This is a genomic window from Bradyrhizobium sp. Unk1 (assembly GCF_059512345.1).
This window is the reverse complement of record NZ_JCAMOP010000065.1, coordinates 19,880-32,085: the sequence shown is the minus strand read 5'-3', so window position 1 is coordinate 32,085 and position 12,206 is coordinate 19,880. Positions and strand designations below refer to the sequence as shown.

General features: G+C 64.2%; 12 protein-coding genes. 8 read left to right on the top strand and 4 right to left on the bottom strand.

Annotated elements, in window-relative coordinates:
- Positions 1-251 precede the first annotated feature (251 nt).
- Both AC5ZFO_RS43835 and AC5ZFO_RS43830 read left to right on the top strand, forming a co-directional pair.
- On the top strand, positions 252-1,535 hold the full coding sequence (locus AC5ZFO_RS43835) for a glycosyltransferase family 87 protein (protein WP_282518852.1): 1,284 nt from the start codon (positions 252-254) through the stop codon (positions 1,533-1,535).
- Between the two features lie 24 nt (positions 1,536-1,559).
- On the top strand, positions 1,560-2,954 hold the full coding sequence (locus AC5ZFO_RS43830) for a M20/M25/M40 family metallo-hydrolase (RefSeq protein ID WP_085402705.1): 1,395 nt from the start codon (positions 1,560-1,562) through the stop codon (positions 2,952-2,954).
- 221 nt (positions 2,955-3,175) lie between these two features.
- Here AC5ZFO_RS43830 and AC5ZFO_RS43825 read toward each other — a convergent pair whose 3' ends face one another.
- Entirely contained in the window at positions 3,176-3,955 is a 780-nt protein-coding gene (locus AC5ZFO_RS43825; protein ID WP_282518851.1) for a class II aldolase/adducin family protein, read from the bottom strand.
- 177 nt (positions 3,956-4,132) lie between these two features.
- Positions 4,133-5,782: a glycosyltransferase family 39 protein gene (locus AC5ZFO_RS43820; RefSeq protein WP_212481824.1), complete on the bottom strand. Its 1,650-nt coding sequence runs from the start codon at positions 5,780-5,782 to the stop codon at positions 4,133-4,135.
- A 312-nt stretch (positions 5,783-6,094) separates the two neighbouring features.
- On the opposite strand from AC5ZFO_RS43820, the gene AC5ZFO_RS43815 reads away from it, so the two are divergent.
- Positions 6,095-6,961, top strand: a complete 867-nt coding sequence (locus AC5ZFO_RS43815; RefSeq protein ID WP_282518850.1) for a DUF308 domain-containing protein — start codon at positions 6,095-6,097, stop codon at positions 6,959-6,961.
- Between the two features lie 158 nt (positions 6,962-7,119).
- Positions 7,120-7,536 carry a Ros/MucR family transcriptional regulator gene (locus AC5ZFO_RS43810; protein ID WP_063984587.1) on the top strand — a complete coding sequence of 139 codons (417 nt, stop codon included), beginning with the start codon at positions 7,120-7,122 and terminating at the stop codon, positions 7,534-7,536.
- Positions 7,537-7,653: 117 nt separating this feature from the next.
- Here AC5ZFO_RS43810 and AC5ZFO_RS43805 read toward each other — a convergent pair whose 3' ends face one another.
- On the bottom strand, positions 7,654-8,082 hold the full coding sequence (locus tag AC5ZFO_RS43805; protein ID WP_282518849.1) for a SufE family protein: 429 nt from the start codon (positions 8,080-8,082) through the stop codon (positions 7,654-7,656).
- Between the two features lie 68 nt (positions 8,083-8,150).
- Positions 8,151-8,576: a DUF5330 domain-containing protein gene (locus tag AC5ZFO_RS43800; protein WP_282518848.1), complete on the bottom strand. Its 426-nt coding sequence runs from the start codon at positions 8,574-8,576 to the stop codon at positions 8,151-8,153.
- Between the two features lie 408 nt (positions 8,577-8,984).
- On the opposite strand from AC5ZFO_RS43800, the gene AC5ZFO_RS43795 reads away from it, so the two are divergent.
- The 4 genes from AC5ZFO_RS43795 (at position 8,985) to AC5ZFO_RS43780 (ending at position 12,205) form a co-directional block, all read left to right on the top strand.
- On the top strand, positions 8,985-10,856 hold the full coding sequence (locus AC5ZFO_RS43795; RefSeq protein ID WP_282518847.1) for a PAS domain-containing sensor histidine kinase: 1,872 nt from the start codon (positions 8,985-8,987) through the stop codon (positions 10,854-10,856).
- Complete coding sequence (locus tag AC5ZFO_RS43790; RefSeq protein WP_282518846.1) at positions 10,849-11,562, top strand: peptidoglycan-binding domain-containing protein; 714 nt, start codon at positions 10,849-10,851, stop codon at positions 11,560-11,562. The genes AC5ZFO_RS43795 and AC5ZFO_RS43790 overlap by 8 nt, the downstream gene beginning before the upstream one ends.
- Positions 11,563-11,670: 108 nt before the next feature.
- Positions 11,671-11,931, top strand: a complete 261-nt coding sequence (locus AC5ZFO_RS43785) for a BrnT family toxin (protein ID WP_282518845.1) — start codon at positions 11,671-11,673, stop codon at positions 11,929-11,931.
- Positions 11,912-12,205 (top strand): BrnA antitoxin family protein, encoded by a 294-nt coding sequence (locus AC5ZFO_RS43780; protein ID WP_282518844.1) that lies wholly within the window; start codon positions 11,912-11,914, stop codon positions 12,203-12,205. The genes AC5ZFO_RS43785 and AC5ZFO_RS43780 overlap by 20 nt, the downstream gene beginning before the upstream one ends.
- The last annotated feature ends 1 nt before the right edge of the window (position 12,206 follow it).

Sequence of the window (12,206 nt, the reverse complement as noted above, 5' to 3'; positions counted from 1 at the left end):
AATTACGTCCAACTCCACCGCATCGCCCCAACAACGACCGGCGAGGACGCTCCATTTCGAGGTTTTTCAGCAGACTGTTAGCGCTCAAATAGTCACCTGGTATCCGGTCGCCCTAGGTCATCACCACCACCACAAATTCAGGTGAAGGGGGCTCTCCAAGCGTCCGTCGGTCTGCTACGTGCTATTTGTTTCCAACGGGACATAATGTGACATCACCGAATCTATCAGACAAACTCGGCCCGCACAGAGCCTTGTCGCTACGTGCGCCGCTTGATCTGCTCTTCCTGCTCTGCTGCGTCCTCCTGACCGCCGACGTGCTCGTTCCCGAGATCTTCGGCCACGGCAAGACCAAGGATTATGGGCTGTGGTACTGGGCCGGGCAGCAGGTGCTGCACGGTGGATCGCTCTATCCCGACAAGATCGGCGAGTATTTCGAATTCATCTATCCACCGCTGCCGGCGATCCTGCTGGCGATCCCGAGCTGGTTCGGCAAGATCCCGCTCTATGTCGTGCTGTCGATCCTGAACGTGGCGGCATGGTGGTACACGGGCATATTCTCCAATGCCATGACGGGATCGGGCCGCAGGCCCGGCCCGTGGCTCGAAGCGCTGCCGGCCATCGTCACCGTGACCTTCGTGTTCGATCAGTTCGACCTCGGCCAGCCGAACCTCGTGCTGCTGGCGATGATGCTCTGGGGCTTCTGGTTGTTGCAGCATCAGCGCGCCTGGCTCGCAGGCTTCATGTTCGCGCTCGCCACCGCCATCAAGGTGTTTCCGATTGCGGTGCTGCCCTATCTGATCTGGCGCAGGAAGTGGGCGGCCGTCGTCGCGACGGTCGCCTTCACCGGCATCCTTCTCTATGTCGTGCCGGCACCGATCCGCGGCTTCGAGCGCAACGCGGCCGAGCTCAAGACTTGGTACCAGGGCATGGTCGGCACGAGCTCGGAAAAAGGCTTTGGCCAGCGCGACGAGCAGAACTGGTCGTGGGTCAACCAGTCCCTCATTGCCGTCACGCACCGTTTGGTCCGGCCGATCAACTACAATCAGGAAGATCCGAACAAGCCGCCGCGCACGATGAATGTCATCGACGTCGACTACAAGACGGCGAACTTGATCGTGCTGGCGTTGTCGGCGTTGCTCGGGCTCGGCTTCCTCGCGGTGATGCCGCCGCAAGCGCGGCGAACGGCGCGCTCGGATGCGGAGGAGCTCGGCATCCTGTTCTGCCTGATGACGGTGGCATCGCCGCTGGCGCGGCAATACTACTTCATGTGGCTGTTCTTCCCGTTGACGGTGCTGATGCATCGCGCCGCCTTCGACGCGCGACCGAACGTGCGGCTGGGAACCTGGCTCGCGCTGGGTGCCGCTGGCATCCTCATGCTGCTGGCGGTGCCGTGGTTTCCCAATGTCATCCAGGCCTGGGGCAATAACCTTGTCGCGACCGCCATTCTTGCAGGTAGCCTCGCATGGCACATCCGGCATCCGCCGGTTGCGACTGGCTCCGAGGCGGCGGCAGCGCTAAAATCCGGTACCTCTTGAGACTCAAAAGTCAGGAATACGACCATGGCCAATGCGCAGCTTCAATCGGTGCTCGATCACATCGACAAGGATTTCGACAACAGCCTGGAGCGTCTGTTCTCGCTATTGCGGATCAAGTCGATCTCTGCGGATCCGGCTTTTGCCGCCGACTGCAAGGCCGCGGCCGAGCATCTCGCCAAGGACATCGCGAGCCTCGGTGTCGCCACTGAAGTGCGCCCGACCGCCGGCCATCCCGCAATCGTCGGCAAGACCGGGGCGGGCGGACGGCCGCATGTGATTTTCTACGGCCATTACGACGTGCAGCCGGTCGATCCGCTCGATCTCTGGCACCGTCCGCCGTTCGAGCCTGTCGTCACCGACCATGCCGACGGCCGCAAGATCATCGTCGCGCGCGGCGCCGAGGACGACAAGGGCCAGGTGATGACCTTCGTCGAGGCCTGCCGCGCTTGGAAGAAAGTGACGGGCTCGCTGCCGATCGACATCACCTTCCTGATCGAAGGCGAGGAGGAGGTTGGCTCGAAGAACTTTGTCCCCTTCATCGAAGCCAACAAGGACGAGTTCAAGGCGGACTACGTGCTGGTCTGCGACACCGGCATGTGGGACCGCAACACGCCCGCGATCACGACGTCGCTGCGCGGTCTGCTCTATGAAGAGCTGAAGATCACCGCCGCCAATCGCGATTTGCATTCCGGCGTGTTCGGCGGCAGCGCCATGAACCCGATCCGGGTGCTGACGAAAATCCTGGGCGGCCTGTTCGACGACGACAACCGCATCACCATCCCCGGCTTCTATGACGGCGTGAAGGATCTGCCGCCTGACATCCTGGAGCAGTGGAAGAAGCTCAATCTCACGCCGGAGATGTTCCTCAAGCCGATCGGTCTGTCGATCCCCGCCGGCGAAAAGGGCCGGCTGCTGATCGAGCAGGCCTCGTCGCGTCCGACCTGCGATGTCAACGGCATCTGGGGCGGCTATATCGGCGAAGGCTCCAAGACGGTGATCCCGTCGCACGCCTCGGCCAAGGTCTCGTTCCGCCTGGTCGAGGGGCAGGATCCCCAGAAGATCCGCAAGGCCTTCCGCGACTACGTGACGGCGCGCATTCCCGGCGACTGCAAGGTCGAGTTCGGCGATCATTCCGCCGCGCCCGCGGTGGCGCTCGACTGGAACATGAAACCGCTCGCCGCCGCCAGCAAGGCGCTGACCGAGGAGTGGGGCAAGGAGACCGTGCTGATGGGTTCGGGCGCTTCGATCCCGATCGTCGCCGATTTCAAGCGGACGCTTGGGCTCGACTCGCTGCTGGTCGGCTTCGGCCTGGACGACGACAACATCCATTCGCCGAACGAGAAATACGACCTCCGCAGTTTCCAGAAGGGCATCCGCTCGTGGGCGCGGATCCTCGCGGCGCTCGCGGACGTGAAATAGGCACGGTGCCGTAGGGCGGGCAAAGGCGCAAAGCGCCGTGCCCACCATCCCTTCGCGATTGCGATAGAAGAGGTGGGCACGCGGACATAGTCTGGATTGCTTCGTCGCTTCGCTCCTCGCAATGACGGCGCAAATAAAAACGCCGCCCGGAATTGGGCGGCGTTTCATTCCGAAACGTGTAGAGGGTGTTGAGACCTACCTTACACGAAATCCGCAGAATCTCAAGACCGGTAGCCCGGAAGCTTGCGGTCGAGCTTGCGCAGCAGCGGCGGCCAGACCAGGTTGGTGGCGCGCAGCTCGGCGCGGTCGCGGTTGGCGAGCAGCTCGGTGTTCTTCTCGATCGCAATCTCCTCGACCGGATAGACCGGCGTGCCCAGCGCGCGCGTGCGCACCTGCATCGAGCAGGCGCGCTCGAGGTGGTACATGCGCTCGAACGCGGAGGCGACCGAGCGGCCGACCGTCAGCGTGCCGTGGTTACGCAGCAGCATGTGGTTATGGTCGCCGAGGTCCTTCTGCAGCCGCGGCCGCTCGTCGTGGTCGAGCGCGATGCCCTCATAGTCGTGATAAGCGAGGTCGTGGGTGACGAGCTGGGCGGTCTGGTTCAGCGGCAGCAGCCCTTCCGCGCTGCTCGACACCGCGGTGCCGTCGAGCGTGTGGAGATGCAGCACGCAGATCGCGTCCTCGCGCACCTCGTGGATCGCCGAATGGATGGTGAAGCCGGCCGGGTTGATGCTGTACTCGCTCTCGGAGAGCTGGTTGCCGTGCAGGTCGACCTTGACGAGGCTCGATGCCGTGATCTCGTCGAACATCAGTCCGTAGGGGTTGATGAGGAAGTGATGGTCGGGGCCGGGCACGCGCGCTGAAATGTGGGTGTCGACCAGATCGTCCCAACCGTACAGCGAGACGAGGCGGTAGCAGGCGGCGAGATTGACCCGTTGCTGCCACTCCGCCTCCGTCATGTTCGACGGCACTTCCTTCAGGCGCGCTTCCGCTGGCGACATGGCTTATCTCTCCGAACATCGTTGTTGCGGGGAGGGAGCGTAATCGCGGTCGGGGGCGGCAGCAAGGCGGACAAAGCGCGGCAGTTCAGCGTAGCCCGCATGGAGCGCAGCGTAATGCGGGGCCGCTATCCCGGATTTCGCTTCGCTCCATCCGGGCTACAAGGCAGGAGAAAGATATTACGGCGCCGGGATCGACAGCAGGCTGGAAATGCTGCGGCCGCGGATGTCGTAGACGCGGGCGAACACCACGTCGTCGCGCTTGATCTCGACCATCACGGGCGCGGTGAGGCCCTTGCAGTAGAACTCGCCGAGCGTCATCGCGAAATCGGCCGCGTTGGAATCCCAGCCGATGGTGAAGTCGGGCCCGAGCGCGACCTGGGCCGGGCGCTGCGGACCGCACACCGCGACCTTCCATTTGCGGTTGCCCGGCGCCACTTCCTGCCGCTCGACGATCTGCTCGCGCAGTTCGTCCGAGGCCTGCTTCAGCGCAAGGCCCCAATAGTCCAGCATGAAGCGGTCGTCGGCGCCGCGCACGGTGCCGGCGATGTGGTTGAAGTGCGTGTATTGATAGGGATGCAGCCGGATCATCTCGGCCAGCGAGAGCGCGAGGCCGAAGCAGAAGGTCGCGAGCACGACGGGCTGCCAGGTGCGGTGGTTGGTGCGCAGGCGCTCCATGGCCCAGGCAAAGGCGACGCCGCCGAGCACCGCCATCGGCGGGATCACGAAAACGAAGTGGCGGATGCCGTTGTACAGCGCCGGCCGCTTCACCATCGCGATCGCGAGCGGCAGGGTCGCCGCCAGCGTCAGCATTAAGAGGATGGTCTTGCGGCGCGCCGGAACCTCGCGGCGTGGCAGCATCGCGAAGGTGCTGACCACGGCGCCGCCCATCAGCACCAGCATCACCTCGGGAAGCTGCAGCGCGAACAGCGTCGGCAGATAGGACCAGGGCATGTCGGGCACGGACACGATCGCGCCGTCGAACATCTCCTTCCAGGGCTTCTCGAAGAAATGCGAGAAATAGGTCAGCGCCTCGAAGGGATTGCCGGGCTCCATGATCGACCACGGCCAGATCAGGCCCATCACGAGATAGCCGAACACGAGGCCGGGCAGCAGCACGTAGACGACATGGGCGAAGCGGCGGGCTGCTTCGCGGGCGCCTTCGGTGCGCAGTTCCTCCAGGAACAACGGCATGAAGCCGATCATGGCGTAGACCAACGCGAGGCCGCCGAGGACGCGGCAGCCGAGCGAGAGGCCGGCACCCAGGCCGACGATCAGGATCGTCCGCGGCGACGGCTGCGGATATTCCTCGGCGAGGCGTACGAGGCCCAGCATCAGGATGATCATGGCCACCGCGAAGGGCGCATCCTTCGGGTTCATGAACATGTGGCCGTAGAAGATCGGGCAGAGCGCGAGCAGCAGGAGTGCGGCAAGACCGGCAAGGGGCCCGCCGATGCGGCGGCCGAGCCGCCACGTCACCGCAAGCCCGATCACGCCGACCATGGCGCCGAGCAGGCGTCGCGTCTCGAACAGCTCGAGCGGAATGACCTTGTGCAGGAGAGCCGCGACCATGTCGAAGCCGCCGCCATACATATAGAGATTCGCGAAAGAGAGCGCCGCGGTGTCCCTGAAGCCGGAACCGAACATGCGCAGCAGCAGGTCGGCATATTCAGCGTGGGTGTAATCGTCCCAGCCGAGCCCGTAATCGCGGAAGGTCAAGCCTGCAGTCACGGCGACCGCAGCCAGCACCAGCATGGCGAGATCGTCGCAAGTCCGTTCAACCGAGCGCCGCAGAGGCGTGTCGATCGCCGAAGTCGTGATGGATGTCATGGCTATTGGTGACCCGGAATCCCCTCTTGGCCCTGCTGGTGCCCGCGGGCCACTTCCCCGGAATCCCTATAGCGCAGTTCCATTACCAAGTAATTGGGCATTATGGCTAAAATCCTGATGCGACGCAGCAAATCCAGACAGTTGAGAGCAGCTTAGAAGTAGCGGGCCTTAGCTGAAGGGAATGTGAATAAGTCCCTGATATCCTTCCCTTTAGGAACGCAGGCTCTAATTCGCCGTTGGCGTGGAACACCGTATGACGGTATCGTGGCGTAACGGGTGTCGCGCACGGCTGCGCGACCAGGGGTGAGTTCGATGAGCTTGGCATTGTTGATTGTGGGGATTTTCGCCGTCCTGGCGGGCCTCCTTACGATCCTGTTCGGCTTCACCGTCAGGGAGGCCAGCCTCGGCAGCACCCTCATAATCTCCGGCAGCATTGGCGTCTGCTCCGGAATGTTACTGGCCGGCCTCTACGTCGTGGTCGTGGAACTGAAGGGCATCGCCCGCCGGTTGGCCGGATCGGCCGCGCCGGGCGAGGTTCGGGTCAGGCCCGTGCTGCCGGGCCTCGCGGTGCCTGGCGCGCCAGCGTCCGAGCCGTTCCCGGCACCGGCCACGAAAACCGAGCCACCGCCGCCACCGGCCGCGGGTCCGCCGCCGTGGCAGAGCGAGGCCGCCACGCGCGAGCGTCCGCGCGCCGAGCTGCCGCCGGAGCCGGAAGCCTCGACACCGCCTGCGGCTCCGGAAGCGCCGCGCCGCCGCAACCTGTTGTTCGCATCGTCCTCCCGCAAGGAGCGCGAGCGCGCGGAGGCGAAGGCGACAGAGAGCTTGCCGCCGCAGCCTCATGATGAGCCCACGGAACCGGCCGGCCCGGAGAGTCAGCCGGCGAGCTTCGACGATGCCTGGCCGAGGCCGGACCGTATGCGGCCACCGGAACAGCCGGCCGCCGGGCGTCGCCCGCCGCCGCGCTCGCCGTCGATCTTTGCCGAGCCCGGCCCGCCGCCTCCGCCCGAACCGGCGCCGGCGGTCGAGCAGGCGCCCGTGACCGTGCTCAAATCGGGTATCGTCGACGGCATGGCCTATTCGCTCTATTCCGACGGCTCGATCGAAGCGCAGATGCCGGAAGGCATGATGCGCTTCGCCTCGATCGACGAACTGCGCGCCCATCTCGACCAGCGGTCGTGACACCGCCGCGTCCAAGTAGAGCGCCATCGTTCTTGTCACTTCGTCAGTAATCAGCTCATATTCGTCAGTCGTCTTATTTCGGCCGAATGTATTGTTGACACGGAATACTTAGGCGTCGTCTCTCCGGCGAGACGCAAGGTCAGGGAAAGGTCGGGCCCATGTCGGATAACGGGGCTAAGAATTTCATCGAGCTGACGGCGAGCATCGTGTCCGCCTATGTCGGCAACAACCCGACGCCGGCGGCCGATATCCCGAACCTGATCAGCCAGGTGCATGGCGCCCTGGTGCGCGTCTCGTCAGGCCGCACCGAGACCGCGCCGCTCGAGCCGGCCAAGCCGGCGGTGTCGCTGAAGAAGTCGATCGCGCCGGACTATCTGGTCTGTCTGGAAGACGGCAAGCGCTTCAAGTCGCTGAAGCGCCATCTGCGCACCCAGTACAACATGACGCCCGAGCAATATCGCGAGAAATGGGGCCTGCCGGCCGACTATCCCATGGTCGCGCCGAACTACGCGGTGGCGCGCTCGCAACTGGCAAAGCAGATGGGACTGGGGCAGCAGCAGCGGAAGCGGAAGTAGTCCGGCCTCGGATCTCGTAGGGTGGGCAAAGGCGCTCTTGCGCCGTGCCCACCAGCCTTCTTCGATTGCACTCAGAATGGTGGGCACGCTCCGCTTTGCCCACCCTACGATGCTGCTTCAGGACGCTTCCGCGAGCGCCTCTTTCGCGTCGGTCTTGATACGTTCGACCATCGAGCGCAGGCCGTTGGAGCGCTGCGGCGTCAGATGATCGCGAAAGCCGAACTCGTTGAACACCGCGATCGCGTCGGTCGCAAGAATCTCCTGCGGCGTGCGGCCGGAGTAAAGCGAGAGCACGATCGCGACCAGTCCGCGCACGATGTGGGCGTCACTGTCGCCACGATATTTCAGGATCGGCGCGCCGCCATCGCGATCGACCAGCTTCTGGAGCCAGACCTGGCTGACGCAGCCATTCACCTTGTTCTCGGCCGAATGCTCGGACTCGGGCATCGGTTCCAGGGTGCGGCCGAGCTCGATGACGTACCGGTAGCGGTCGTCCCACTCGTCCAGAAGCTCGAAATTATCCCTGATTTCGTCGATCGTCGTCATGCTGGCCCAATGTTCCCGTTCAGGCCAATATAAGGATGCGAGGACGTGAAATCGATAGGGTTTGGGCGCTAATTCGCCTGCGCCGCCGCAGGTCCCCGCCATTCCAGCGCGAGGTCGTCCTGGCTCAGGGTGTCGCGCGGCGCCTCGCTCGAGGCGGCATCGCCTTCGCCGGCCAGCGCGATCGAGCCGGTATGATCGGGCGCCTTCTTGTCGGTCTTCTCGAGCTGCTCTTTCTTGTCGTTGATGATCTGGTAGATCTTCTTCGCGCCGTCCTGTGCGCGCTGGCCGATGATGGTCGCGGCCTGGCCGCCGACCTCGCAGGCCGCCGGCTGGCGCTTGCAGAACTGGGTCACGTCGGAGACGGCCGCGGTCGCAGCCTGCACCGCATCGGCGGCGCCGATCTGCGGCAGCTTTTCCGATTCGGGCGTCTTGTCCCGTGGCAGGAGCACCAGCACCAGCCCGAGCCAGAATGTGATGCGGAGCAGAAAGCGCATCTTATCGACCTGTATGTTAGATCCCGCCGCGGCGATGCCCGCGAGGCGTCGGACCTAGCAACTCTCGATAAATCGCAAGTGATTGCCTTCCGCTTAATTCGCGGAAAATCTACGCAAGAATCTTCCCGAGCCGCCACGTCGTAAATTTTCGATTGACGCCGGAGCCCGTGATTGCGCTGGCGCCGCTTGTCCACCAATTCGAAACCATGCGGGGACTGGTGAAACCCTGTGTTCACCATCCCCGATGATGACGTGGTCAAATCGCTTAAAAATCTCCGCGATGACACAGTGTCCGGCGGTGGGCCGCATTGCCTTAGCACTCGTTTAAGGTCGCTCTGACACGGTGGCTCAACGATAAGGAGGCGTTCCGGCGCGTCTTCTCGACGAGTGGGCCGAAGCGCGAGACCCGTGACAGTTTTGAGTATCATCCGCGATTGTCTCGATGCACTGCTGCATCCCTCCGCGCGTTACGACGCGCTGACGCGAGCGCGCCATCGTGCCTTCATGGCGCCGCGGCTGCTCGGCAGCCTGGCAGCGTTTGCCGCATTCCCGGTCTATCTCGCCACGCGCGGCGCGCCCGGCGCAATCGAGGTCGCCGCCTTCGCGTGGCTGATCGCCCCCATTCTCCTGTCATGGTTCCTGTCGCGCACCGGTCGCTATGAAGGCGCCCACGTGCTGTCGTCGCTGGCGCTCGCCGGCCTGATCATGGCGGTTGCCGGCACCACCGGCGGCATCGAATCATTCGCCGCGATCTGGCTGGTCGTGGTTCCTCTGGAAGCCGCGTTGTCGGCCTCGCGCCGCGTCGCGGCCTTCGCCTCCCTGCTTGCGCTGTCCTGCGCCGGTGTCCTGATCCTTGCCGGCCAGCTCGGCTGGCTACCGGCTGGAGACGCCAGCGCCGCAGAACGCGGCGTGCTGATGGCGTTCGGCGTCGCATCGGCGACGCTCTATGCCGCGGGCCTCGCCTTCGGCGCTGAATCGCTCGCGCGCACCAGCGTTGCGCTGCTGTTGCGCGAGGAAGAGCGCTATCGCCTGCTGGCGCGCAACATGAGCGACGTCATCTCGCGGCATCGGCGCAACGGCGCGGTGCAGTTCATCTCGCCGGCGGTGGAAGCCATGCTCGGCATGCCTGTCGCGCAGCTGCTCGGCCACGGCCTGTTCGACCGCGTCCATGTCGCCGATCGTCCGGCCTATCTCACCGCGCTCTCCGATGCCGCGCGCGGCGACGTGCGCAGCGTCGAGTTCCGGCTGCGGCGGGAGCCGGCCGGATCGGAGCGTGGCCAGGTCGATTTCATCTGGGTCGAGATGCGCTGCCGGCCGCTCGACCAGGATATCGGCCGTCAGGATATTGACGGTGATGCCACGCGCGAGGCGGAAGTCGTCGGCGTGATGCGCGACGTCACCGATCGCAAGCTCGCGGAGCAGGCGCTCGATCAGGCCCGCAGCGCCGCGGAAGCGGCCGATGCCGCCAAGACGCGCTTCCTCGCCACCATGAGCCACGAGCTGCGCACGCCGCTCAACGCCATCATCGGCTTCTCCGAGATGATCGCGCAGGAGCAGACCCTGATGCTGGGCGCGGCCCAGCGCAAGGAATATGCCCAGCTCATCAACGATTCCGGCCAGCATCTGCTGTCGGTCGTCAACGGCATCCTCGACATGTCCAAGATGGAATCGGGCAATTTCGAGATTGCGTCGGAACCGTTCGCGCCGCGCGCCTCTCTGATGCATTGCTGCAATCTGCTGGCGCTGAAGGCGCGGGAGAACGGCATCGACCTCATCACCGATGCGCCGCAGGACCTGCCTGTCATGACCGGCGATCCGCGCGCCTTCAAGCAGATCGTGCTCAATCTCGTCGCCAACGCCATCAAGTTCACCGAGCGCGGCGGTCAGGTCACCGTATCCGCCGCGGTGTCCGGATCTCAGCTCACGCTGCGCATCAGCGACACCGGTGTCGGCATTGCGGCGGACGATCTCAAGCGCATCGGCGCACCGTTCTTCCAGGCCGGAAAGACCTATCAGCGCCGTCACGAAGGCACGGGTCTCGGACTTTCGATCGTGAAGAGTCTGGTGGCGTTGCATCTCGGCGAATTGACTGTACAAAGCAGGCTCGGCGAGGGCACCTCAGTCACCGTCAGGCTGCCGCTCGTCTACACGCCGCCGCAGGCCAAGACGTCTGATAGGATGGCGGCCGAGAGCAAGATCGCGACGCTGACGCCGGTGCCGCGCCAGGAGCTTCAGGACCAATCTCACGACCAACCAGCTCTGGTGAAGAAAAGTGCCTAAGAAGTCTGCCAAGGACGAAGCTGCTCCGCGCCGCCGTGGCGCGAAGGCCGCGGTCATCGATGTCGAGACCGAGCGCAATCTTGCGATGCGCATCCTGCTGCACAGTCCCAAGGATACGCTGGCCGGTCTCGTCGCCATCGCCGCAATCAGCGCGATCGTCGCCAATGCGCTGTTCCTTCAGACCGGGCGGCATCCGGCGCCGATGTTCGGCACCGTGATCAATCTTCCCGCGCCGTCGTCCGTGCCGTTGTCGAACCCCTTGCCGCGTCCGCGTCCGGTCGGCGCCGATACCTCGCCGCTGGAGCCGCGAGCGACGGAGTTCCGCGCCGAGCCCAAACCTGCCGAGCGCGCCGCCGAGAAGCCACCCGAAAAGCCCGTCGAGGCGACGGCATCGACGCAGCGCTCGGGCGATCCGATGACCAATCTGGTCAAGCAAACGACGTCGGCGCCGCCTTCCGTCGCCATCGCGCGTCCGCCGGCGCCGATTCCCGTGCAGCAGAGTCCGGCCGCGCGGCGTATCGCCGGCGTGCAGCGTGCGTTGTCAGAATACGGCTATGGCAATTTGAAGATCACGGGCACGATGGGCGCAGAGACGCAGTCGGCCATCCAGAAGTTCGAGCGCGAGCACAAGATGCAGGTGACGGGTCAGGTGTCCGACCGCCTGCTGCGCGAGCTCGGAGCCGCGATCGGCCATCCCGTCGAATAAGCGCTGCGCCGGCGCGCGTCGATATTCCGATCCAGCCTCACTGCCCTTTGCGCGGCGGGAACCGGTCACAATTGACTTCAGGTTATTTTGTAGTTACAAAATAACCTTGTGAAGATCGTTTGGGACGAGCCAAAGCGCCGAGCCAATCTCGACAAGCACGGGATGGATTTCGCGGATCTCAACGAGACCTTCTTCGACAACGCTTTGGTTTTGGCCACGTATCGCAACCGCTGGCGTGCGATCGGCATCAACATTCGTGGCGTCATCTCGGTCATCTTTGCAACTCGCGGAACCGAGGGCATCAGCATTGTCAGCATGCGTCCCGCCAGCAGGAAGGAAAGGGAACTCTATGAAGAGAGTCGCCGCTAAGAAGGGTTACACTGCGCGCGACGTGCGTGCGGTGAGTAATAATCCGGAATGGACCAAGGAGGACTTTGCTCGGGCGAAGACTTTTGATGAGATCTTCCCGGGCATGCGCAAGGGCCGCGGCCCCAATAAAGCCCCGACAAAACGACAGGTGACCTTGCGCCTGAGCCCTGTCGTGGTCGACTATTTCAAGGCGGAAGGGCCTGGTTGGCAGAGCCGGATTGATGAAGCTCTCGTCAAGGTGGTGAAGCGTAAGCGCAATTCTGCCACGGGTTAGT

Excerpts from the sequence above, each read along its gene's own strand:
- AC5ZFO_RS43810 (WP_063984587.1), top strand. The coding sequence starts at position 7,120 with ATGTCGGATAACGGGGCTAAGAATTTCATCGAGCTGACGGCGAGCATC.
- AC5ZFO_RS43800 (WP_282518848.1), bottom strand. The coding sequence starts at position 8,576 with ATGCGCTTTCTGCTCCGCATCACATTCTGGCTCGGGCTGGTGCTGGTG.
- AC5ZFO_RS43780 (WP_282518844.1), top strand. The coding sequence starts at position 11,912 with ATGAAGAGAGTCGCCGCTAAGAAGGGTTACACTGCGCGCGACGTGCGT.
- AC5ZFO_RS43815 (WP_282518850.1), top strand. The coding sequence starts at position 6,095 with ATGAGCTTGGCATTGTTGATTGTGGGGATTTTCGCCGTCCTGGCGGGC.
- AC5ZFO_RS43830 (WP_085402705.1), top strand. The coding sequence starts at position 1,560 with ATGGCCAATGCGCAGCTTCAATCGGTGCTCGATCACATCGACAAGGAT.
- AC5ZFO_RS43805 (WP_282518849.1), bottom strand. The coding sequence starts at position 8,082 with ATGACGACGATCGACGAAATCAGGGATAATTTCGAGCTTCTGGACGAG.
- AC5ZFO_RS43825 (WP_282518851.1), bottom strand. The coding sequence starts at position 3,955 with ATGTCGCCAGCGGAAGCGCGCCTGAAGGAAGTGCCGTCGAACATGACG.
- AC5ZFO_RS43820 (WP_212481824.1), bottom strand. The coding sequence starts at position 5,782 with ATGACATCCATCACGACTTCGGCGATCGACACGCCTCTGCGGCGCTCG.